This is a genomic window from Clostridium sp. AWRP (assembly GCF_004006395.2).
Lineage (GTDB): Bacteria > Bacillota > Clostridia > Clostridiales > Clostridiaceae > Clostridium_B.
Genome location: NZ_CP029758.2, coordinates 3,781,048 through 3,804,861 on the forward strand (window position 1 = coordinate 3,781,048; position 23,814 = coordinate 3,804,861).

Sequence of the window (23,814 nt, forward strand, 5' to 3'; positions counted from 1 at the left end):
TATGATCAAAAATGAATTTATAAAACTTTTTACTCCTTTAAAAATATCAATATATGGAGGTATCATACTTATATTCATCTTATTGAATGATTTAATATTTGCAGATAAAGCCTCCACCATAGTTACTTTTCATACTTTGCTTTATAGTGATATGTCTTCCCTTGTATTTATGCTTCCAATAATTTTAGCACCGATAGTTTCCGATATAATTACACGTGATTATGAATGCGGCTGCATGAAATTTCTTGTAATTTATAAAAGCAAAGTAAAAGTGCTTTTATGCAAAATAGTTTCTCTTATTTTAATAACAGGCACTATGATAATTTTTACATTTGTTATCTTAAATGTAATCTATATTTTCAAGAATTCAGTACATATTGATTTACTTTTAGATATAAAAATGGGATTATTGTTTTTAACTGCACTTATGCCAGTATTACTTATATATGTTTTAATTTCTATACTATCTAAGAATAGCACTATAATATCATTACTTGTGTTTCTCTTAATTGTAATGTCAGACTTTATTCCTAAGACAATTGGAAATATAACTCCACGAAGATTTCTATGGGAATGTCTTTTAAAAAATCAAACTGATAAATTTTCTATAATATTATTTTCAATATATATTGTAGTTCTTGTAATTTTAAACTTTAAGTTATTCAACAAAAAGGAGCTGATACATTGATACTCAAACTTTTTAAAAATGAAATTATAAAAATACTGCATTCTAAAAATTTATATATACTTATGGGATTCTTGATATTCATGATTGCAGCAATATGTTATCTGATAAATTTAGAGACAGGACATATAATGAATAATACACCTATAACACGTAAATACAGCAGCCAGCTTAAAGTGGAAATTTTAAATATGAATAGTGTAATATTTTTAAAACAATTCAGTACAGAATTCATATTTAGGACAGTGGTACCTTACTTTGCATTCTTTATGACTGTATTTTCAGTTGGCATATTTGGTGAAGATTTTTTTAGTGGCAACATGAAATACTTTGCAAGATTAACTACAGATCATGTTGATGTATTTAGAGCAAAAGCACTTAGTATTATTTTTTATTCAGCACTAGTAGTTATTTTGACATTGATATTAGGATTTACAATAAGTGCCTTTGTTTTTAAATTAAGTTTTGATGGTTTAGGAAGAATTGTATTAATTTATTTATCTGCAGTAATTCCAGTTGCTTCATTTGGATTGATTATAGGAATAATATCTTTGTTTTTTAAAAACACGACAATCAGTATAGCTATAGGTATTGTAAGTTCAATATTTTTAACTGTTTCAGACAGACTTACAATCACAAGTAACTTTTCGCCCATAGGAGTGCTTGGTCTTATGGATAAGTTCAGAGCTGACAATATATCATTAATCTCTTTACTCACCGCCAATGCAGTATCAATTGTCTATTTGACATCTGCCTATTTTATAGGTAAAAAACTATTTAAAAATAGACAATTCAACTTTTAGACATATTTATTTTTTAAAATACCCAAGTTTGCTGATATTCAACGGTTTTGGGTATTTTAATTTTTATTAGTCTTTAATCAAATTAGATATTCATTTCTATTGATTGCCTTGCAAAACAAGAATCTTTTCATTGTTTACTTATGAGAATTTGCTAACTTATTTAGTGTATCAGTAAATTCTGTAATTTCTTGTAAACTTGCAGTAACCTCTTCAATTGCAGCAGATTGTTGTTCTGCATTTTCCAATGTAGAATTAGATGATTCTATAGTTTTTCCAACTGAATCCTCTATCTTACTTGTAAGCTCTGATATTTTTAAAGCTGTTTCCTTAGAACTTTGAGATAGACTTCTTATTTCCGTTGCAACAACTCCAAATCCTTTGCCAACTTCTCCTGCCCTAGCTGCTTCTATAGCTGCATTTAATCCAAGCATTTTCGTTTGATCTGCTATACTTTTTATTGAATCCAGTATTGTATTAATTTCCACGGATATATTTTTTACATTACTTACTTCTTCATTTAAAACATGTTGATTAGTAGTAACATTAACTGAAGATGCTGATAACTCTTCCATAGTTGCCGAAATTTGGTTAAAATTATCTGAAAGCACTTGAGACATACCTCTAATTTTTAATTCTTCATATCCCATTTTTGATAATGCATTAGCAATGATATATAATACTTCTGCAGCTGCTTTTACACTTTTTTCAGTGGTAATTTTCACTTTATTTACAGCTTGTACATATTCATCTTCATTAATTCCTATCTCCTTTGCACTTTCTCTATATTTTGATTCCTCAGGATTAGAATTTAATATTTGGCCACCTAAAATTGTTCCAATTTGCCTGCCTTCTACTATTATAGGTGCAGCAAAGTCAATTAATCCTGCATGACAAGTATAAACATATGGTCTTCCTGTTCTTGCAGCTTCTTCACCACCTCTTTTATGTGATTCAGCACACCTGTCACTGCCAATCTTTGTGGATTGAGTAAATTTTATACAAAAATCTGTATAACAACTTGGCTTAGTTACTGGTTTACCATTGACATCTACCGTTACACTGCCAATATCCATACTTTCTGCAAAATTATCTTGAAATTTTTGAAGTAAATCAATATCAATAACATCCTTTATCTCTATTAAATTTAAATCAATATCATTATCTTTAGTTATTTTAGCCATAATACTTCCTCCAAAATATAATAATTTTAAATCTTAAATTTCTTAATTAAGTCTGACAGATTAGACGTCTCTTCTATAGTTCTTTCAGAATCACTTTTAACCAGCTCTGATTTATTTGAAATTTCACCTGCTTTTTCTGCTATATTTTGAGTTCCTTCAGCAGTTTCATTACTTGCAACTGCTATTCCATCAATTACCTGTACCATGCTCTGTATGGAAGCATGTAATTCTTCTGATGTCGAACTAAAATTTGACACTAAATTTTCTACGAATACAGCATCATTGTTATACTGCTCAGCTGTTTCACCCAATATTTCATAATCCTTAATAACATTATTTTCTATAAACTCCAGTATGTTTTTTGAATTATTACTTAAATTGTCCACGGATAATATTACACCTTTAATTACCTGTTGTATCTCATTAACTGCTGCTTCTGATGTTTCTGCCAATTTTCTTATTTCGTCTGCAACTACAGCAAAACCTTTTCCTGCTTCTCCTGCTCTTGCAGCTTCTATAGAAGCATTTAAAGCTAATAAATTAGTTTGAGATGCTATATCCAAAATAGATTCAGATAAAACTGAAATTTTTTCTACAGCCCTTGCCTTTTCAATAGATTCAGATAATTTCATTTCAGTATCCCTATAAATTGATAGTGTATTATCTTTAGACTCTATTGCTTTGGATTTTAAATTTTCTGCCCTACCTTTTATTTTGGCTGCTGCATTTGAGCCTGATTCAGCCTCATCAGCAATATTCTCCACAGCCTTTTCTACTTCCAAAGCAGTAGCATTCAGCTCTTGTGTGGATGCTGAAGTTTCCTGAGTAGTAGCAGCCAACTCTTCTGTTACTGCAGATATTTCCATAACATTATTATTTAACTCTTCCATACTGCTGTCTATTTCATTTACATTACTTACAGTTGAATTTGAACTGTTTATTACATTTGCTACCAATGCCTTTATTGACTTTTGAGTTTCATAAACAACCCTGGCAATTGATCCAGTTTCATCCTTTAATCCCAACACATCTTCTGACATATGAGCAGTAAAATCTCCCTTTCTTACATTTTCTAGATGTTCCATAGTAATTTTAAGTGTCTTAGAGATTCCTAAAGCTATAATGTATCCCAGGGTAAATGAAATCAACAGTGAAATTACAAATATTGATATGAGCACAATTAATGATACTTTATAATTCTTATCATTCTCTATCTTTATTTCATCTGCTAGTTTAACGTTATGATTGATTAAATTTTCATACATATTTCCCATATTATTATTTGATTTTTTCAGAAAATAAATACTGCTTCCTCCTACAGCACACATTAAAATAGAACAGATAAGCGACAAAAGTAATATTTTCTTTAAGATGGATAACTTCTTTAACATATGTATTTCACCCTTCTAAATAATTTAATAAATTCTTTCCTTCACTATTATAGCAATACACAGTGACTATATTCTGACCACATTTTATAATTTACTAACATCACAACAATTCAAAAGCATGAAAAATGCAATCGTATTTTCATTACAATATGTCATTTCATCTCCCTTAAGTTTGTAATTAATAGTTCCAGTATGTTCATTGCATTCTTAAACTTATATTTTGAAATAAGCTTTTTAAGATCTGCAGCCTGTTCTTTTAACTCATCCGGCCATATTAACCTTTTATATTCTTCCATAACCTCTGTACACTTTTTAGGCTTTCTCATTTTTACAAACGGCCTAAGTTCATATAAAAACTTTAGCAATTTTTCCTGTCTAGAAACAGGACCTGCAGCCTGCAGTACACTCTCCTCTTCTGGAAGCCAATTTTCTAAATATCCTATCATTTTTGCAAGCACTACACTTGTTTCTTCAATCATAGGTTTCAATGCATCAAATGAAGAGTGTTTTCTAAGGGCTGTTTCTAGGCTGACTGCTTTATTTTGAATAATAACAGCACCAATACTGCCTGATATTCCTTTTAAAGTGTGAGCAATCCGTTCTGCTGAATACCAGTCTCCTTCAGATAACATCTTTTCCATTTTCATCAAAACATCTTTTTGACTTACCGCATACTTTCTAAGTAACTTTATATAGAATTTTTTCTTACCAAGTGCCCTTCTTAATCCCAGTTCTGAATCCAATCCCGATATATTAATTTCTAATTTATCCTCCTGTAACTTGACTGAAGGCTGCTCCACCTGCTGTATCTTTGTTTTTTTAGCAGGTATCCATTTTAAAAGGGTTGCAAACAGTTTATTAGGATCAATTGGTTTTGCGACATGATCATTCATTCCCGCCTGCATACATTTTTCTCTATCCCCTGCCATAACATTTGCCGTCATTGCAACAATAGGAAGTGATGCATACTTGAAATTTTCTCTAATTTTCTTTGCAGCAGTGACTCCATCCATTACAGGCATCTGCATATCCATAAGTACAATATCATAATTGCCCTTTCTAACTTTCTCAAGGGCAATTTCTCCATTTTCCGCAATATCAATATAAAAATCTCTATCTTCCAGTAATTCTACTGCTATCTGCTGATTCAACTCATTATCTTCCACAAGCAATATATGTGCTCCGCTTATAGTTTCAATGTATTCTTCTGTCATATTAAAAGGTACATATTCTTTTTCAGTTAATTCACTTATGTTCAGTTTTACAGTGAACCAAAAAGTACTTCCCTTTCCTATTTCCGTTTCAACTCCTACTTCACCATTCATCAAAGATGCCAGCTGTTTAGAAATAGCAAGTCCCAATCCTGTACCTCCATATTTTCTCGTTATAGAAGTATCTGCCTGCTGAAAAGGTTCAAAAAGTTTATTTTTCTGTTCTTTTGTCATGCCAATACCTGTATCCTGAACCTCAAACTTCACTATACATTTATTACTAAATTGTTCTTCTTTTCTAATTCTCACAATAATTTGTCCGCTGTCTGTAAATTTAACAGCATTGTTTGCATAATTTATAAGAATTTGACCAATTCTTAGTGGGTCTCCCTTAAAACTATTTGGCAATCCAGAATCCACCTGAAAAATCAATTTAAGTCCTTTTGATGAACATTTCTCTCCTATAAGAGCTGCAAGGTTGTCAAGCACCTGATCAAGCTTAAAATCTATTTTTTCAATTTCAAATTTGCCTGCCTCTATTTTTGAAAAATCTAATATATCATTGATGATTCCTAGTAAGAGTTTGCTGGATGCCTGTATCTTGTTAGCATAATCCCTTTGCTTTGGATTTAGATCTGTCTTCTGAATTAAGTAAATCATTCCCATAATAGCATTCATGGGAGTTCGAATTTCATGGCTCATATTGGCAAGGAAATCAGTTTTGGCTTGAGCAGCATTTTCAGCAATATTTTTTGCTTTTCTTAGTCCCTCCGCATAATTAATCAATTCCTTATTCTTTTTTTCCAGCTCATTCATAAGTTCGGCTCTTGACAGTATAGACAATTCTTTTTTCACCTTTTCAATAAGATCATCTGTTAAAGAAAAGCTTAAATTACTTAAATAAGAAATTCCTTCTGCAGCTAATAACCCATCTTTCAGATTTTTTAAGCAAAATTCATCGAAAAACTCATTTCCAAAAAGGTAATTTTTATCATCTGCAATTTGCATAAATCTAAATAGAAGTGCCTTTTGATTCTTCCTATAAGTAATAACAATTGAGATCAATATCTCCCTGTCCTTTTTAAAGCCTATGCGGCATATTTCTGATACTGCCGTCTCAATTCTTACAGCTTTAATTTTAGAGAATTCCAGCAGCATAATAATCCTTCGAATTTTTTTTCTAGCTTCAATTATGGAATCTTCACTATTAACTTTAAGAATACCTAGCTCAATCATGTTCCTCTACCTCTTTTAAAATTCTAAACTGAATATTTTAATACCACACAGGATGCATCATCGTTTTCTTTTCCAAACTTTTTTAAAATACCACAAGCAATATCCTCTGAATTTTTCTTTAATAAATCTGCACATTCAAGTGCATCAAAGTGTTCCTTAATTCCATCAGAATGCATGATAAGAATATCATTTGGATATAATTTTACAGTATGTTTTTCAGGACTTGCCATTATATATCCAACTATTCCATCCTTTGGGGTAAACCTCATTGGTTTTGCTCCAAAAATTCTTACAATAATATTACCTATGCCGGCATAAGTTAGTTTCCCAGTAGAAATATTTAGTTGGCATACTGCTGCCACAGCACCTCTTGTTCCCTTTAAATAGTAATGAAGTCCATTCATAATTTCTGTAACTTCATTTTCAAAGCTGTACTCCAAATATTTTTTTGCTAAAAGTGCTACTTTTCTAGCTTCTGAGCCATGTCCAAGCACATCAATAAGTGCAACAAAACAGTGATCCTTATACTTCTTCATTACTGCTATATCGCCGCATTCCTCTTCAGATTCAAGCAGAGCTTCAACACACATTCCAAAATCAACATTTGGCATTATCTCATCCACTTTCGTGCAATAACACGAGTTCCTCTTTCTGGCAAAGATTCTATACCAAACTCATCCATAATCCTTTTTACACTCGGAAGTCCCAGTCCTAAACTATTGGGCAGTGAACTATATTCTTCCTTCATAGCAAGTTCTATGTCTCTTATTCCAGGTCCAAAATCATTTGCATACAATTCGATTCCCTTTTTCTCATAGTTGAAATCACAAATAATGCTGATAGTAATATATCCTTGTTTTGCATAGCGAATAATATTTGTGGATAACTCTGACGCTGCTGTAGCAATCATTACTTCATCAGCACAGGTAAAACCTGCTTTTACCGACATTTGCCTTGTAATAAATATTGCATACTCGTTATCATATACCTCTGATAAGTTTACTATTTTTGATTCTAATACATTTATATCTTTTCTATGGAAAAGGCTAAATTCTTCTAATTTATCCATTACTTTTTACTCCTACTCTCACCATCGTTTGAAATCATTTTAAGCCCCTGCTCTAAATTTACTGCAGCTTTTATATGACTTATATCCACATTCAAATCCATTAAAGAAGATACTATTCCAGGACTCAGACCAATCCACACAACCATAACCCCCATAAGTGAAATTGCCTTTGATATTTTTTCAAAGGCTCTAAAGCTATAAAAGTCAAGCATATATACTGTGCTAAAATCCAATATTGCTCCCTTTATGTAAGATTTATTTGCTCTCACAAGTATACTGCTGCTGCTTATTTTTATATCATCATCCGTAATATCATTTGGTAAAGTCACAATAAGGCATCCGTCTACTACTGTAACAGATGTATTTAAACTACTATTAAAATCATCCATATATTTTCTTCCTATTATTCTTTTTTATTTTTTACTTCTAAATTTAGTATTGTGAAGGCCTCTGAAAGAGCATCACTTAAAGTAGATTTTGTTTTTATATTGTCCATATTAATTCCAAGCTGAATTATAGTTTGTGCAACTGCAGGAGTAATACCTGAAAGTATACATTCACATCCCATAAGCTTCGTAGCTCTTGTTATTTTAATAAGATGATTTGCCACTGCAGTATCTACAGCAGCCACACCTTGAATATCCATGATAATCACCTTTGAATAGGTCTCTGCAATCTTGTTTAACATGCTGTCCATCATATGCTGTGCTCTCATAGAATCTACAACACCTACTACTGGAAGAACCAACACTCCATCCCATAATTCTATAGTAGGTGTAGACATTTCTCTAATAGTACGACTTTGTTCTTTCAATCTTTCTTCGTAGCGAACTCTCTCTGTTATATCAATAAAAAATTCAATTCCTCCAATTACACCTTCTTTTTCATTCCTTAAAGGTACCATATGATATTCAACAGGCTTCTTCAAATCACCTATTGTTATTTCATTCTGTGCAGAATACATTTTTCCACTTTCTATTACTTTACGCATGCAGCATTCATCTGTATTACAGTGCAAAGATTTCCAAATATCACAGCATTTCTTACCTAAAATATTTTTCCATTTCTTACCTATAATCTTCAAACCAGCATGATTTATATAAGTTATTCTTAACTCCTTGTCTACAGCCATTACTGTAGTTGGAATTTGATCTAAAATCTCCATCTTAATCATGGTATTTGCTTCCTGAAAATTTTGAACAATATCTTCCATAATTTTTACCCCTCAATAATTTTTAATATTTATAACTTCTATGGAATAACCCTTTGACATTTGCTTTAAATATATTATACAAAGATACCCTCATTATGATAATGAAAAATATCAAGTTTATAACAGGAAAAAAACTAGTTTTAACTATTTTCTATAGCTATGCAGCTGGCTTTAAATTTTGAGGGCGTCATCCCTGTATACTTCTTGAATAATTTGCCAAAGTACTCAACATCTTTATATCCCAATTTACTGGCAATTTCATAATTTTTTATATTGCTATCATGAAAAAGTATCTTTGCCCTTTCCATTTTAACCATAGTTATATATTCTACAAGTGACTTCCCCGTTTTTTCCTTATACAACGTACTTAAATAAGATTGGTTTAAAAACATTTGATCTGCTATAATTTTAACTGAAACTTCAGTATCTATACGCTGGAGAATTATTTTACATATGTTACGAATCATACTATTCATTTCACTTCTAAATTGAAACTTGCTGATAGTTGTAATAAGTTCTCTTATTATTTTTAGAAAAGCCCTTTCCATATCTGAAAACTTGGAAACATGCGTAAAATCAACATCACTGTACTTTGATATAAGTACAAGTTTCTCCAGCCAGGGATAAATTTCTTTTAACGATTCTATTAAAGTTGATGTAATTTTCTTTAGAACATATGCTACCTTTAGTGAATCATAATTAACTGCCGCTCCAATTGTCTCAACTAAATTAGATGAGACTTCTACTACTTTTACATCTACATTTTTAAATAGCTTTACTATCTTTTCAACATCTTCTGGAGAATAAAAGATTTCTACTTTTTCTTCAAGCTCAGTTTCCAATTTTTTTACCTTTTCTTTTTCAAGTTTCTTTTTTTCTATGTACTTACCAGCCTTTAAAAGTAATTTTTCCATTTTTTCATCATCTATGGGTTTTACAATATAATCAAAGGCCCCATATACAATACCTTGCCTTGCATATTCAAATTCGCTGTATTCACTTAATAGGACAACACAATAGCACAGTTCTTTATTAATAATCTTTTTTAAAAGATCTATGCCATCTGCAACTGGCATTTTAATGTCTGTAATTACAAGGTCGACTTTTTGCTTCTTCAATTTTCCAACAGCATCTTGTCCATCTTTTGCTTCTTGAGAAACAACAAACCCACTCTTTTCACCCCATATTCTTAATCTTTTTAATTCTCTTCTCATAATTTGCATATCATCTACAATCATAACTTGAAACAACCTATATCACCTCTTTTCACTAAAATGCACACGTTAATCTCTACTAATTGGTAAAGTAAAATATAATGTTGTTCCTTCATTCACTTTACCCTCAATCCATGTTCTTCCACCATGTTTTTGAATTATTTTTCTCACTGTAGCAAGTCCTATCCCATTTCCTTCAAACTCATCTGGTGAATGCAACCTTTGAAAAATTCCAAATAATTTTCCTGAAAACTCCATATTGATTCCTGCACCATTATCCCGTACATAAAAAATATATTCGTTTGTTCCCCTTTCGCAGCCAGCAACAATAAGTGCTCTTTTCTTATTTCTAGTAAACTTTATGGCATTAGAAATTACATTGTAAATAACTTGCTTTATCAAAATTGCATCTGCTAAAGCAGTAGGAATTCCAGTTTCAAATTCAAACTCAATAAGCCGCTCTGGGCAAACAGATTTACACTGCTGAAAAGCGTCATTAAACATTTTACCAATATCTACTGATTCTTTACAAACATCTGAATGGGCCATCTTGGAATATTCCAGCAGTTTTTCAATCATACAAATCATATTGCTGCATATATTTTCAACATCACTAACCATTTCATTTGTATCATCATCTAGTGTTTTATGATGCTTTTGAAGAATTATTTTACTATATGTTTGAATGGCTCTTATAGGTGATTTCAAATCATGGGATACAGTATAGGAAAAAGCTTCAAGTTCATTAACTGCAGCTTGAAGCTCTACTGTTTTTTTCCGAAGAATTTGATTTTTTTGTGACAGCTCATATTTAACAAACTCCAGAGACAAATGAGTACGTACCCTGGCTTTCACCTCAAGAATTTCAAAAGGTTTTATTATATAATCCACAGCCCCCAATTCAAATCCCTTTGCTTTGCTCTTTACATCTGTAATGGCTGTTAAAAAAATAATAGGAATATCTTTTGTATTTTCATTTGCCTTAATCCGCCTGCACACCTCATAACCATCCATTCCTGGCATCATAATATCTAACAAAATAATATCTGGTATTTCCATATTCACACTTTCTAGTGCAGTTTCTCCATCCGTTGCTACTGAAACTTCATAATCATCGGCAAGTGCCTCTACAAGAATGTCTAAATTTTCTTCTGTATCGTCTACAATTAAAACTGTACATTCCGAAAGTTTTTTCATCAAAAATTTCCTCCTCTGAATCTATTACACCATATATACTTCTATTTTAATTATACAGATATATTCTGAACATTTTCTGAACACTGTCATCATGCTGGCAATTTAAATCTTCTTTTTTGGGCACATTAAAAATGTTACGTGTTTACTAGAAATTTATTGGATGTTATTCCAATATTCTTGTATTTTCTAAATATGCGACTTATGATTAGTATAAATTTAAACTGCATAAAAGCATTGATTAACAGGAAATAATAAAAATTAGGTGAAAAGTATGGATACTTTTGATAGTTCAGAAGAATACTTAAAATTAATAAGAAAATATAAACTAATTGCGGAGAACACAATTGAATGTATATGGTTATTTGATTGGGCAAATAAGCGATTTAAATATATTAGTCCTTCTATTTTTAATTTAAGAGGATTAACTGTAGAGGAAGCAATGAATGAAAAGCTTGAGGATTGTTTGACTCCTGAATCACTTAAGATGGCAAAATCTTTGCATTTGGATAAGTTGTCCAATTTTCTGGCTGGAGATAGACGTGAAATTACAGATATATATGATCAATATTGCAAAGATGGAACAATAAGAAAAATAGAAATCTCAACCAAGTTTATCCATAATGAGGAAACAAATAGTGTTGACATTCTAGGTGTATCAAGACCCGTAGCTTATAATGAAAATCTAGCCAATAAAAGCCGCATATATTGCTTTGGAAAATTATTGGTTTACGGAAATAACAGTAATTCTCCTATAAAATGGCGTACAAAAAAATCCGAAGAATTATTTGCATATTTATTACAGAATCGCAATCAAAAAATTTCTAAATGGGAAATTTGTGATACCCTTTGGGCGGAATGCAGCCCTGATAAAGTTAACAATCGATTACATACAACCCTGTATAAGATGAAACAAACTTTAAATTCAGCTAATATAAATTTCCATATTGAATTCATAAACGGCTGCTATTGGTTTACTCTTTCAAATGTATATATTGACATTATAGAATTTGATTATATTGTAAATTCCTATACAAACATAACTGAAAATACAATAGGAAAATATAAAAAAGCATTTTTATTATATAAAAATCGCTATTTGGAAGGAAATGACTTTGTCTGGTCTTTTACTCAGAAAGAATTATATTCAATAAAATATCATAAATTAATAAAACTTTTAATGGACTATTATATGAAAACAAATAATTATATTGAGGCTGAAAAAACAATTCTCAATGCCTTTAAAATATATTCTTTAGACGAATACGTAAATGAAATGTGTCTAAAATTATATTTCATTATGAAAGACCGAATATCATTTATCAGACATTATAATCATATAAAGAAACTATATAAAACTGAATTGGGAATTGAACCAAGTTCTGTTATGCAGCATCTATATAATGCTGTAATGAATAATGATTAATTAAAAATATAGGGACTTACTTTATCACAGTAAGTCCCACTTTTAAGCATATGCATTAGGAGTTTATTTCTTCAAATCTTTTCTCTGCTGCGTTTATTGCCTCCACGCCTGCTTTACATAAAACATTAATACCTTTAACAATAGTTACAATCACAAATGCTTCTACTAATTCTTCCATAGTCAAACCTGCTTCTATGGCAGCAACAGCATGTGACTTTGCACCACTTACTTCATCATCTAAACTATCCAATATGGCAAAAATTAATTCTCTTGTTTTTTTAGGTAAATGTCCTTCTTGAACCGATTCACGCATGGTTAAATAACCCTTTAATCCATCAGGACAATATTTAGATAGAGCCTTAGCAAAAGGCGGATCCCATTTCAATTCATTCTTATAATAATCAAGTATGCTTTCTAAATCTTTCACAATTAATTCCCCCATTTTCATAACATATTGTTTAATTTCTAATTAATTTTATCACCATGATACTGCATTCCATAACCAGGCATGTTAATGGTAATACCTGTAATTTGTCCATTTGAATTTTTATCAAATGTAGTATCTCCATATAAAATTCTCATAAAGAATTTATCTTGAGATTCAGCAAAAAGCTCGTATTTTTGATTTGTTCCATCTGCTAAATAATAAAGGTGTCCACCTTTATTTGTTATTGAAATATTTCCCATATCCTTAGATTTATATTTACCTACATATTTATTTAATACACTATTATCAAGTTTTATAACATTTTTTGCTTTTGGCATACTATAATTATTTTTTCCAAGTGCTATATTTGAAAGCACGTATGTAAGCGGATTTATAGTATAGTACCCTGAATTTGTAAGTATTATTATACTTAAGCCTTTATCTGTATACCTTGCTATATTGCTTGTAAAGCCAAGTACATTTCCATCATGAAAAACCTCATGACCATTATCTCCGTCAGCTATCATCCAGCCATATCCATAGTAGATGCCGCTTCCTTTTGCCATTTCAACATACTTTGAAAACACTTTGTCCATAGTTTTCTTGCTTACAAGCTTTTCTGTATCAAGTGCCATATTCCATCTATATAAGTCTTCTGTAGTAGAATATAAATTACCTGCTCCATGTACACCATCAACTATAATTTCATCACTTATTGGTGTTACATCTAAGTATCCTTGATATCCACTTGAATTATACATTTTTTCTTTTCCCATATAGCCAATTCCCGTATCATTCATATTCAGTGGTTTAAATATATTTTTATTTAAATAGTTTTCATAATTCATTCCACTTACTTTTTCAATTATATATCCAAGCAATAAATATCCCGAATTAGAATATTCAAATTGAGTACCTGGTTTAAAATCAAGAGGTTTATTCTTAAAAAAGTTAATTGCAGTATTTATATTTTGCAAGTCCTCAGGCTTCATATTCAAAAATCCAGGCATCTCATTTAAACTTTTAATACCAGATGTATGAGTAAGTAAATTGTGGATAGTTATTTCATCTCCACGCGGAAAATCAGGTACATACTTTGAAAGTTTATCTTGTTCACTTAAGAGTCCCTTTTGTTCAAGCTGCATTATTGCCATTGCTGTAAATTGTTTTGTCATTGATCCTATCAAGAATCTAGTCTGAGATGTATTTTTAATATTTTGTTCGAAGTTTGCCATACCATACCCTCTATTTAAGAGTATATTTCCATCCTTAGCAACTAAAACACTGCCATGAAAGTTATCTGATTTTTGTAAGGCAGTTAAATAATCATCCAACTTTGCAGCAATTATTTTATCATTTGCATAAACTAATTGCTTATTGAAGCTATCTTCAGTATTTTTTTTCATATCAGATATTTTGACTATCTGAGTAGTACTGTCCCAATCAACTAATTCATTAAATACTTCACTAAAAAACTCAAGTGGTACATAAACTTGTCCATTATTTACCATTGACTTTGTGGAAAGCGTAATAGCCTTACCATCAGCAGTTACTTCCTTATATCCACTTTTAAATGTAACATTTAAATTAGAACCTTTTATTGTAATATTACCACCTTTAACCTGTAAGACAGCATCACTTCTGATTTGTTGAAGTATTGGAATAAGCGGCATCATAATTTTTGAATTTGAATCCACGTATGGTTTTGAATCTAATACAATTACCTTATCATTTACCTTTACTACAATTGAACTAGTTTTAGATGCAGTTATAGCTGTTCCTGTCGCAACAATTACTTGTGCACTTACAGGCGTTACAGCTGAATAAGTAACAAGGGTAAGCGATACAAGAAGACCTGATATACACTTTTTAATCATTTACACATCCATCCCTTCAAATTTTTGATTGAGGGATTGCATTTTACAAATGTGACTTGCCTTCAATAAAATTCCCCCCTTATCAATATATCATTAAATGATATATTGTAAATAAAGCATTTAATGATATATATGTCAATGTATAATTTAATTTCCTATATACCTAAATTATACCGCAATTTCAATAAATAATATTAAAGAAAGTCTTAAGAAAAACTTAAGACTAATTTCACCATTTTCATAATGTATTATATATTATTTCTTCCTTTATTATAATCTTAAAACTATTTACAATAAAGGAGTTCTAAGAAAAAAATCAAAGAGTTCACAGCTAATTATTGAAGCTGTAATCTCTTTGATACCTATAGTGATAAAATTTGTTATTACATGATTCGATATAAGCTAACTTTCAATCTGAAAACTCTATAAAGATTTTACTTAGAAAATATTAAAGGTTTTTTTCTTTCTGGTGGAGTCAATTTAGTTTTCATATATCCCATACTCATGGTAGAAACCAATTCGTAGTTTTCAGGTACACCATGTTTTTCTTTAAATTCTTTTGTATTTAATAGAACTTCTGCAAATCCAATCCAGCAAGTTCCAATTCCCATGCTGTGAGCTGCAAGCATAATATTTCCTGCTGCAAGACTGCAGTCATAAACATGCCAGTGAGATTCTTTATTTCCGTAAATAACTAGTACTGTACCTGCATTATTAAATATATTATATTTAGGATTGTTTAGCCAACTTTCATACTGACTTAAGTGGGGATATTCTTCAATATGTTTCAATAAATACTGTTTAGTAGCTTCAGATAAAGAATCTATTTCCTTTTTGTCCTGAATAACTACAAATCCCCATGGTTCAAGACCTGATCCAGTTGAAGCTTTTGTTCCAAGCTCTATAAGATTAGTTATAGTTTCTTTAGATATTACTTCATCTGTATATGCTCGAACACTTCTTTTACTGCTAATGCATTCTAAAACTTCCATTTTATTACCCCTTTCAAGACCTACTTTTTTAACTCAATCTTCAGATATATGAAATTTTAATTAATAGTTAAGAATGAAGAATTAATAGTTGCTGTGAAAGTTGAGTTTTTAATAGTTAGTATTCTATATTCCTAATCTCTTTATATTTTATTTTTCTTTTCTTGTCAATAAAAAATACCAAAAAATTTATAGGAATAATTTTTATATATGATTCAAATAATTAAATTAATAACTATTTTTCAATAAAAAGTGAAGGTGATATTAATAATGGGTTATTATGGATATGGAATGATGGGATACGGCTGGGGAATTTTTATGATGATATGTATGATTGCCTTAACAATTTTAGCTGCTGTGGCTCTTATACGCTACCTTCATCAATCAAGTAAGCCAAATAATCAACCGTCGTCTGGAAACAATAATGCCTTAAACATACTTAATGAAAGGTATGCCAGAGGAGAATTAACTGAAGAAGAGTATAGAAACAAGAAATCACAAATTCAATCATAACATTATGTAAAAAATACCAGTAAGAATCACCTGGTATTTTTTAATTTCATCTGTATTACTTCTCTTTCATCTTTTCTACAAAAATAGAATCAAGCTGTTCTAAAAAATTGATTATATCTGAAAATATTGCTGATTTTTGAGATGACTGCATATTTAAATCACCAATTTCATTTTTTACAATTCTTGAAGAATTAACTATGTTCCTTATATCATTTGATATTTCTTCAACTTGTTTCTCATTGCTATTTATAGAACCACTAATTTCTCCCGATCTTTCTTTTACTTCTTTAGATGAATTAAGAATTTCTTTAAAAACTTGTTCTGTACTTTCTGCGGAGGATATTCCTTCATTTAAAGCTGAACTAGAATTTTTTATAGCTCCAGATAATTTGACCAAGTTGTCATTCATACCTGCCATCTTTCTATTTATTCCTTCTACCAATTCTTTAGTTGAATCTGCAAGTTTTCCAACTTCTCCAGCAACAACTGCAAATCCTTTTCCTGCTTCTCCAGCCCTTGCTGCTTCTATATTAGCGTTTAAAGCCAAGAGATTTGTCTCATTAGCTATGTCACTAATATTGCTTGATAATTCTCCTATATCATTAAAAGAACTTTCAAGTGTTTTAAACATATCTGTAAATTCATTCATACTGCTTTGAATATTACTCATTTTTTTCTCTAAATCACCAACAATAACTTTGGCATCATCTAAAGATTTTATGGAATTATCTGCAGCCGCATTTATATTATTTGAACTTGTCGTAAAATAACTGAAATTATCATTGAAGTTATTTAGTACATCTTCTATTTTACTTATACTTTGAGAAACTTGATTAAATGTATTTGAAACATCATGTACAGCCTTTGATATTGTAATTTCACTATCCATAAGGTTTGACATTCTTTCTTGTATATAATTCAAACTATAATTAATGTATTTATTCTCATCAATATCAACATTTGACTTAACTCTATTTTCTTCACTGCAGCTGCTATCTACCATATCCTCTTCTTCATTTCTTTTAAATATTTTAAGCATACATGTCCTCCCTTGTATTTATTCAAAAACACCAACTACCATAGTTTGATTAAAATGATAATCCCCCATTTGTTCACCATAGCTTGCAAATCCTATATAATCTCCAAGTTCACCTAATTGTTTTGCAAATTTCTCTGCGAACCCTTCCTGTTCAAAAAACATAGTTCTCGCAACACAGTTGATCATAATTGCGCATGAAATATGGTCAAAATCATTATTTATTTTAGCTATGGTAGATTTTAATATTTCTTTATAATTATCCGGCTCAAGTAAAATCACACTGGTATTTTTATATATTCTGCTGTAATAGGAAATTGCCTTATCATCAATTAGATTCCTATTTGCTGAAATGTATAGGTCATTACCTACAACTCTTCCCAGTGGATGAGTATCAAGTAGTTCTCTAATACTACTTACAGGAACATTTAAACTTTCAGCAATGACTTCAGCACAGGGTCTTTCATTAAGTTCATACACAATCCTCTTTTTGGGATCTACTTTAGTAACCAAAAAGGAGTGATTTGTTTTCTTAAATATATTTTCCTTATATATTTTTATTTTTCCACCTAAGTTTCTGATTAGCACAAATACACAATTATTACTGTATACCTTTCCATTTAATCCTACATAAGTAGTTTGAAATTCTCCGTCATCTGCTGAAGTTCCTCCAAATAGAGGTATTCCATATACTTCTAACAAAGAATTAATAGTTGACAATACCTTTTCTTCACTATTGGTTGTCCCAACACAAAATTCAAGACATACTGTATTATCTGTATTTTTTAATTTACTGATGGAATTTTGTACCCTCTGAATATACTTCACTGGATACTTATCTATATCTTCAATTACACCTGCAAAGCATTCTATACCATCTTCAAAACTCATGGCAAGCAGTGCACCGTTCGTAAGTCCGTACCTGCAAATTTCTCTATATGCAGAAGAACCAATTAATATGGAATTTGGAAATTTGTCATGTAGTAATTTGCTAAATTGTTCAAATCGTCCCTTGCTCGTATAATAAACTATCAACTTAGGAGTAACAAAATCTTGAGTAGCTTCTTCTAATGCTGACTGGAGATTATTAGATTTTCCTCTTCCAATTTTCGTCTTAATCATCTTTAAATCTCTCCTTTTTCTCAAAGTATATCTTTTATAAGACAATTTTGCATTTTTTATAGTATAATTGTAATCCTTTACTCTGCAAATTTCTACATTTTTCAATAATAAAAAAGATTACTTTTTAACTATATACAAACCATTAAAAAGTAATCTTTTCATTAGATTTTTTTACATATCTTTATTAGAATATATCCTAAGGGATATAGAATAGGAAATCAGCATAACTAAAATTGCTATTAAAAGTACTATACCAGGCAAATGCTGCAAAATAATATGTATATACTGTACAGTTAAAGAAGAAAACCTTAATTTATCAAATTTAGAGCTGCCAATAGCTACGCTACCAGATCCTAAAAAAACTAAAAATATAACAATACGTGATTTTTCCACTCCAAATTTATAAATAACAGGCAGCGTAACACTCATAAAGAAAAACCCACCTGCTAGGGCTGCTCCATTGACTGTAAATATTTTTATGACATCTAAATTATGTTTACTAATTCCCTGGGCAAAACTCAGAGCTGTTGCTAGTACTACTCCGATAAAAATTACAATGATGGAAACCATATATTTTGAGAGAACTACATCTCTTCTTGTAACCGGCATGGTAAGTGCATATTTATCCCACTTTGCTGTATTGTCGTAGGACATAGTGTTTACAATAAGTATACTTCCAAAAAGTATTATAAATATATTCCAAACTTCTATATTATAATTATCGCCCTGTAAAAAATATATTAAACTAAAGACCACAATTGCAATAAGCAAAGATCTTCCACCATTTTTTAAGTTATACAAATCTTTCAAAATCAGCCCATTCATTATTTATCACCCCTAATGTAAAATAACATGATATCCGTCTGTCATAAGACTTGTTACATATCTTTGTTACTATATACTTTTACGGATATGGAATAGGAAACTACCATAACTAAGATTGCTATTAAGAGTAATATAATAGGCAAGTACTGCAAAATAACGTTCATATACTGTATAGCTAAAGGACTAAGTTTTAATTTTGCAAATTTAGATTTTCCAACTATTATGACAGCAAAAGGTATAATGAATATTATAAATATAAAAATACGTGATTTTTCCACTCCAAACTTATAAACAATAGGTAACATAAAACTTATAAATAGAAATCCCATTGCCAGTACAACTCCAGTAACTGTTAATATTTCTATAACATCTAAATTATGCCTATAAATTCCCTGGGCAAAACATAAACCTACTGCTATTGCTGCCCCTATAAGACTTGATATAATAGAAACCATATATTTTGAGAATACTACGCCTTTTCTTGTAACTGGCATGGTAAGTGCATATTTGTCCCACTTTGCTATGTTGTCGTATGACATAGTATTTATAACAAGCATACTTGCTAAAAGTATTGTATAACCAGTTAAAAACCCTATATTATTCTGTGAAAAAAATACAAAACTAAACACTACAATCACAAAAATTATACTTTTTCCATTGTTTTTCAAATTATATAAATCTTTCAAAATTAACCCATTCATTATTTATCACCCCTAATATAAAATAACATGATATCTTCTATGGAAGTGTTGTCCACCACAAGTTTTGGATGCTTCTCTATAAAATCGTATTTGTCATTTATTAAAACCTCATACCCAAATTGATTTTTTCTATAATTTATAAATTCTTCTTTAGAAAGATTATTAAAATCTGAAGCTCCACACTTCAATATACCCATATTCTCTCTCAAATCATCTTTGCTTTTGCTAAAAACTACCTGTCCATCGTGAATGAAAGTAATGTAATCTGCTATCTTATCAAGGTCGCTGGTTACATGAGATGATAGCAAAATGGAATGTTCTTCATCTTGAATAAAATCCAAAAATATATCAAGAATTTCTTCCCTGGCAACAGGATCAAGGCCTCCTGTTGCTTCATCCAAAATCAGAAGTTTTGGCTTATGAGCCAGTGCAGCAGCAATACATAATTTCATCTTCATTCCTCTTGAAAATTCTTTTACAATTTTATCTTTAGGTACTTGAAATTTATCCAGGTAGCTAAAAAAGAGATTGCTGTCCCACTGCTTATAAATTTTTGCCATAATTTTTGAAATGTTTTTTACATTTAAAGTGTCATGAAAATTACTTTCATCAAAAACTACACCGATCTGTTCTTTTATATACTTTTCATCTTTTATATTGTCACGATCGAGTATTTTTATCTCTCCACTTTCCCTGCTAATCAAATTTAAAATAGCTTTTAATGTAGTAGTTTTTCCCGCACCATTCTCACCTATAAATCCTACAATACTGCCTTTAGGTACAGAAAATGAAACATTTTTCAAGCTAAAATTTTTATAAGTTTTGTTTAATCCCCTAACACTTATTGCTTCATCCATAATTATTCTCCTTTATATAATAATTTTAGAATATCTTCTAATTCCTCATATCTAATGCCACTTACCTTTGCAAGATCTACAGCTTTTTGTAAATGTTCTTCTGCAAGGCGCAGCTGTTCTTCTTTTATAATCTCCATATTTTTGCCTGCTACAAAACTTCCCTTTCCCTTTACTGTTTCAATAAAGCCATCTCTCTCTAAATCTGTGTAGGCACGTTTTGTAGTTATAACACTGATCCTCAGTTCTTTAGCCAAAAGCCTCATGCTTGGCAGAGCATATCCTTCAGGCAGTGAACCACTTATAATCATGTTTTTTATTTGGGCTGATATTTGTTCATAAATTGGTTTATCGCTGGAGTTGCTTATGATGATATCCAACTAATCACCCCTTATCTTAAATTATGTATTTCATGTATATTGTATATATCATATATATACAATATATCAATATATGTGCTCTGTCAATAGAAAATTATAAAAAAATTCTCTACTACAATTATTACATCGTAGTAGGGAATTTCTAGGCTCTCTTATTTACTTATAATTTTTGAAACTTCATCTTCAAACATTCGCATAAGCTTATTTAAATCCTCAAAACTTAATATACGTTTAAGATAATCCAGAACTATCTTAGCTTCAACAGCCTTTAATTTTTCTACAGCCTCTTCTGTTTTTGGATAATTAACTATAACTTTTATGGTCATAACCATACCCCTTTTAGCATTTTTACCATAATATGAGATTAATTTTAAAAGGTGATTAATATTATATAAATAGATGGGGGTGTTAATCATAATAAAGGCTGCCATATACTCAAGGAAATCAAAATTCACAGACAAAGGTGAGTCCATAGGAAACCAGGTAGAGATGTGCCGGGAATATTTAAACAGGATGTATGACAATATTGAGGAAATAAAGATATATGAAGATGAGGGCTTTAGTGGTTCTAATATTAAAAGACCTCAATTTCAAAAATTGATGTCAGATATAAAAAAGAAAAAATTCACTCACTTAATATGCTACAGACTTGATAGAATATCAAGAAATGTAGCTGATTTTGCAGGGACTCTTGAAATTCTAAATAAATATAATGTATCTTTCATTTCCATTAAAGAACAATTTGACACATCTTCCGCCATGGGCAGGGCGATGATGAACATAGCTGCAGTATTTGCCCAACTGGAACGAGAAACCATAGCAGAAAGAGTGCGGGATAATATGCTGGAACTTGCTAAAACAGGTAGATGGCTTGGAGGCACTTCACCTCTTGGATTTAAATCTGAACCTGTAAAATATGCCAACTCTAACGGTAAAGGGAAAAAAATGTTTAAGTTAAGCAGTGTACCAGCTGAAATAAATCTTGTAAAGTTCATTTATAACCTATACTTGAGTAAAAAAAATTTCAGTTCCACTGCAAGTTATCTTTGTAAAAATAAGTACAAAGGTAAAAACGGAGGAGAATTTTCCCGAGGAACCGTACAGCAAATAATACTAAATCCTGTATACTGTACAGCAGATGAAAGAATATTTAACTGGTTTAAAAGTAAAGGAGCTTTAACTTGTGGAATTCCTGACGGAAATCACGGACTTATGGTATATAATAAAAAAACAGGAGGCAAAAAAGAAAACCCTATAGATAAATGGATTGTATCTGTGGGCAAACATGAAGCCGTTGTGAGCTCTGATATATGGATAAGGTGCCGCAATATACTAAAGGAAAGTAAGAAAAAATCTTCTCCTCGCTGTGGCACTGGCAGAAAATTTTTGCTTTCAGGGATGATTATTTGTGGTGAATGCGGATCAGGAATGTCCTCCTGGTCTCATTACAATAAAAAGAAAGATTTCTTAGAACGCTATTACAGGTGCAATTTAAAAAATAGAGCAAGCAGCAGATGCAAAAATAAAATGTTAAATGCCTATAAGGCAGAAGAATACGTAGAAAAATATCTTTTGCATTTGGATATATCTGCTCTTTTACGTATTTATAAATCAGATTCGTCAAATAAGATAAATAGAGATAGATCTTCCAAACAAATGCTTAGATTTAAAAAAAAGATTGATGCTAATGGCAAAATTCTTAAAGGTTTGATTAAAAAATTCTCTCTTCTGGATGACAATATAGATATTTTGCAAATAATAAAAAAGGAAATGTCTGATATAAGAAAAGAAAATGTGGATTTGGAAAATAAAATAACCAAATTATCAACTTCTATAAATTCAACTGTCTGTTCTAAAGAATTTCTAAATTCAATAAAAGATCAGCTTTTGGATTTTAAAAAGTTCTTTGCTGCAATGGATATTGACAGTAAAAAATTGCTTTTAAAGTCTTTAATAAAAAATATAGTTTGGTATGGTAAAGATGAAATTTTACAAATAAATCTTATTGGATGTGATACCAATATTAAGAAGACGTAATTTCACAGATTGCGTCTTCTTGTGTTTTTGATATGGCAGCTTCTGCACCTTGACCTGTTGTTAGATCTATATTTATCCCCTGATCTTTAAACATTCCCTTATTTATTGCCACATACATAGGCGCATAAAATACAGATCTTGCTACCTCATTCAATTTTACTGTAACTAATGCCTTGCTATCTTTCTTACCACCGCATCCTGTAAAAATAGTAACTATAAATATAAATGAGAGTAAAATACAACTTATGCAAAACTTCTTTCTAGTCATAAAATCCTCCAAAAAACATTAATATTTATATTATTAATATGAAAAATACTACAATTATGTTAAAATGTTTAGAAACTCTATAGAGTTTCTAAATGAAAATTAACTTATACAAATCATATAATAACAAATTTCAACGCCATAAAAACTTTCGACAAGTCTAAA

The 23,814-nt window shown here is 30.5% G+C and carries 25 protein-coding genes; 5 read left to right on the forward strand and 20 right to left on the reverse strand.

From position 1 onward, the window contains the following. The first annotated feature begins 1 nt into the window (after nucleotide 1). Nucleotides 2-688 (forward strand): hypothetical protein, encoded by a 687-nt coding sequence (locus DMR38_RS17595; RefSeq protein WP_127722531.1) that lies wholly within the window; start codon nucleotides 2-4, stop codon nucleotides 686-688. Then, on the forward strand, nucleotides 685-1,488 hold the full coding sequence (locus DMR38_RS17600) for a hypothetical protein (RefSeq protein ID WP_127722532.1): 804 nt from the start codon (nucleotides 685-687) through the stop codon (nucleotides 1,486-1,488). Before DMR38_RS17595 ends, DMR38_RS17600 begins: the two co-directional genes overlap by 4 nt. 134 nt (nucleotides 1,489-1,622) lie before the next feature. On the opposite strand, the gene DMR38_RS17605 is transcribed toward DMR38_RS17600, so the two are convergent. The 9 genes from DMR38_RS17605 to DMR38_RS17645 form a co-directional block, all read right to left on the reverse strand. Further along, nucleotides 1,623-2,669 (reverse strand): PocR ligand-binding domain-containing protein, encoded by a 1,047-nt coding sequence (locus DMR38_RS17605; protein ID WP_127722533.1) that lies wholly within the window; start codon nucleotides 2,667-2,669, stop codon nucleotides 1,623-1,625. 26 nt (nucleotides 2,670-2,695) lie between these two features. Then, on the reverse strand, nucleotides 2,696-4,060 hold the full coding sequence (locus tag DMR38_RS17610) for a methyl-accepting chemotaxis protein (RefSeq protein ID WP_127722534.1): 1,365 nt from the start codon (nucleotides 4,058-4,060) through the stop codon (nucleotides 2,696-2,698). A gap of 152 nt (nucleotides 4,061-4,212) precedes the next feature. Then, entirely contained in the window at nucleotides 4,213-6,507 is a 2,295-nt protein-coding gene (locus tag DMR38_RS17615) for a response regulator (protein WP_127722535.1), read from the reverse strand. A gap of 23 nt (nucleotides 6,508-6,530) precedes the next feature. Continuing rightward, nucleotides 6,531-7,118 carry a SpoIIE family protein phosphatase gene (locus DMR38_RS17620; protein ID WP_137440579.1) on the reverse strand — a complete coding sequence of 196 codons (588 nt, stop codon included), beginning with the start codon at nucleotides 7,116-7,118 and terminating at the stop codon, nucleotides 6,531-6,533. Then, on the reverse strand, nucleotides 7,118-7,576 hold the full coding sequence (locus DMR38_RS17625) for an anti-sigma regulatory factor (RefSeq protein ID WP_207670763.1): 459 nt from the start codon (nucleotides 7,574-7,576) through the stop codon (nucleotides 7,118-7,120). The genes DMR38_RS17620 and DMR38_RS17625 overlap by 1 nt, the downstream gene beginning before the upstream one ends. Beyond that, complete coding sequence (locus DMR38_RS17630) at nucleotides 7,576-7,965, reverse strand: STAS domain-containing protein (protein WP_127722538.1); 390 nt, start codon at nucleotides 7,963-7,965, stop codon at nucleotides 7,576-7,578. Before DMR38_RS17630 ends, DMR38_RS17625 begins: the two co-directional genes overlap by 1 nt. A gap of 14 nt (nucleotides 7,966-7,979) precedes the next feature. Further along, on the reverse strand, nucleotides 7,980-8,789 hold the full coding sequence (locus DMR38_RS17635; RefSeq protein ID WP_127722539.1) for an STAS domain-containing protein: 810 nt from the start codon (nucleotides 8,787-8,789) through the stop codon (nucleotides 7,980-7,982). A gap of 140 nt (nucleotides 8,790-8,929) precedes the next feature. Beyond that, nucleotides 8,930-10,039 (reverse strand): response regulator, encoded by a 1,110-nt coding sequence (locus tag DMR38_RS17640; protein WP_137440580.1) that lies wholly within the window; start codon nucleotides 10,037-10,039, stop codon nucleotides 8,930-8,932. A gap of 33 nt (nucleotides 10,040-10,072) precedes the next feature. After that, on the reverse strand, nucleotides 10,073-11,200 hold the full coding sequence (locus DMR38_RS17645; RefSeq protein WP_127722541.1) for a response regulator: 1,128 nt from the start codon (nucleotides 11,198-11,200) through the stop codon (nucleotides 10,073-10,075). 271 nt (nucleotides 11,201-11,471) lie between these two features. Here DMR38_RS17645 and DMR38_RS17650 point away from each other — a divergent pair, with 271 nt between their 5' ends. Next, entirely contained in the window at nucleotides 11,472-12,623 is a 1,152-nt protein-coding gene (locus DMR38_RS17650; protein WP_127722542.1) for a PAS domain-containing protein, read from the forward strand. A gap of 55 nt (nucleotides 12,624-12,678) precedes the next feature. Here DMR38_RS17650 and DMR38_RS17655 read toward each other — a convergent pair whose 3' ends face one another. The 3 genes from DMR38_RS17655 to DMR38_RS17665 all read right to left on the reverse strand — a co-directional run bounded on the left by DMR38_RS17655 (nucleotide 12,679) and on the right by DMR38_RS17665 (nucleotide 15,919). Then, nucleotides 12,679-13,050, reverse strand: coding sequence for a carboxymuconolactone decarboxylase family protein (locus DMR38_RS17655; RefSeq protein WP_127722544.1), 372 nt, complete (start codon nucleotides 13,048-13,050; stop codon nucleotides 12,679-12,681). A 38-nt stretch (nucleotides 13,051-13,088) separates the two neighbouring features. Further along, nucleotides 13,089-14,927, reverse strand: coding sequence for a serine hydrolase (locus DMR38_RS17660; protein WP_127722546.1), 1,839 nt, complete (start codon nucleotides 14,925-14,927; stop codon nucleotides 13,089-13,091). 434 nt (nucleotides 14,928-15,361) lie between these two features. Next, nucleotides 15,362-15,919 (reverse strand): nitroreductase family protein, encoded by a 558-nt coding sequence (locus DMR38_RS17665; RefSeq protein ID WP_127722548.1) that lies wholly within the window; start codon nucleotides 15,917-15,919, stop codon nucleotides 15,362-15,364. Nucleotides 15,920-16,186: 267 nt separating this feature from the next. On the opposite strand from DMR38_RS17665, the gene DMR38_RS17670 reads away from it, so the two are divergent. Continuing rightward, complete coding sequence (locus DMR38_RS17670) at nucleotides 16,187-16,429, forward strand: SHOCT domain-containing protein (protein WP_207670764.1); 243 nt, start codon at nucleotides 16,187-16,189, stop codon at nucleotides 16,427-16,429. 55 nt (nucleotides 16,430-16,484) lie between these two features. On the opposite strand, the gene DMR38_RS17675 is transcribed toward DMR38_RS17670, so the two are convergent. The 7 genes from DMR38_RS17675 to DMR38_RS21970 all read right to left on the reverse strand — a co-directional run bounded on the left by DMR38_RS17675 (nucleotide 16,485) and on the right by DMR38_RS21970 (nucleotide 21,673). Further along, nucleotides 16,485-17,468, reverse strand: coding sequence for a methyl-accepting chemotaxis protein (locus DMR38_RS17675; protein ID WP_127722550.1), 984 nt, complete (start codon nucleotides 17,466-17,468; stop codon nucleotides 16,485-16,487). Between the two features lie 18 nt (nucleotides 17,469-17,486). Further along, nucleotides 17,487-18,587, reverse strand: a complete 1,101-nt coding sequence (locus DMR38_RS17680) for an FIST N-terminal domain-containing protein (RefSeq protein WP_127722552.1) — start codon at nucleotides 18,585-18,587, stop codon at nucleotides 17,487-17,489. A gap of 171 nt (nucleotides 18,588-18,758) precedes the next feature. Then, the gene (locus DMR38_RS17685; RefSeq protein ID WP_127722554.1) at nucleotides 18,759-19,412 is read right to left on the reverse strand and encodes an ABC-2 transporter permease; all 654 of its coding nucleotides are present in this window, start codon (nucleotides 19,410-19,412) and stop codon (nucleotides 18,759-18,761) included. Nucleotides 19,413-19,465: 53 nt separating this feature from the next. Further along, nucleotides 19,466-20,113: an ABC-2 transporter permease gene (locus DMR38_RS17690; RefSeq protein WP_127722556.1), complete on the reverse strand. Its 648-nt coding sequence runs from the start codon at nucleotides 20,111-20,113 to the stop codon at nucleotides 19,466-19,468. Further along, nucleotides 20,113-20,970 carry an ABC transporter ATP-binding protein gene (locus DMR38_RS17695; RefSeq protein WP_127722558.1) on the reverse strand — a complete coding sequence of 286 codons (858 nt, stop codon included), beginning with the start codon at nucleotides 20,968-20,970 and terminating at the stop codon, nucleotides 20,113-20,115. The genes DMR38_RS17690 and DMR38_RS17695 overlap by 1 nt, the downstream gene beginning before the upstream one ends. 2 nt (nucleotides 20,971-20,972) lie before the next feature. Then, entirely contained in the window at nucleotides 20,973-21,347 is a 375-nt protein-coding gene (locus tag DMR38_RS17700) for a GntR family transcriptional regulator (RefSeq protein WP_013240153.1), read from the reverse strand. A 152-nt stretch (nucleotides 21,348-21,499) separates the two neighbouring features. Then, the gene (locus DMR38_RS21970; RefSeq protein WP_175413053.1) at nucleotides 21,500-21,673 is read right to left on the reverse strand and encodes a hypothetical protein; all 174 of its coding nucleotides are present in this window, start codon (nucleotides 21,671-21,673) and stop codon (nucleotides 21,500-21,502) included. A gap of 73 nt (nucleotides 21,674-21,746) precedes the next feature. Between DMR38_RS21970 and DMR38_RS17705 the strand changes: the two genes are divergently transcribed. After that, nucleotides 21,747-23,384 (forward strand): recombinase family protein, encoded by a 1,638-nt coding sequence (locus DMR38_RS17705; RefSeq protein WP_127722560.1) that lies wholly within the window; start codon nucleotides 21,747-21,749, stop codon nucleotides 23,382-23,384. Here the strand turns inward: DMR38_RS17705 and DMR38_RS17710 are convergent. Continuing rightward, nucleotides 23,371-23,652: an ABC transporter substrate-binding protein gene (locus tag DMR38_RS17710; RefSeq protein WP_127722562.1), complete on the reverse strand. Its 282-nt coding sequence runs from the start codon at nucleotides 23,650-23,652 to the stop codon at nucleotides 23,371-23,373. The genes DMR38_RS17705 and DMR38_RS17710 overlap by 14 nt on opposite strands. Between the last annotated feature and the right edge of the window lie 162 nt (nucleotides 23,653-23,814).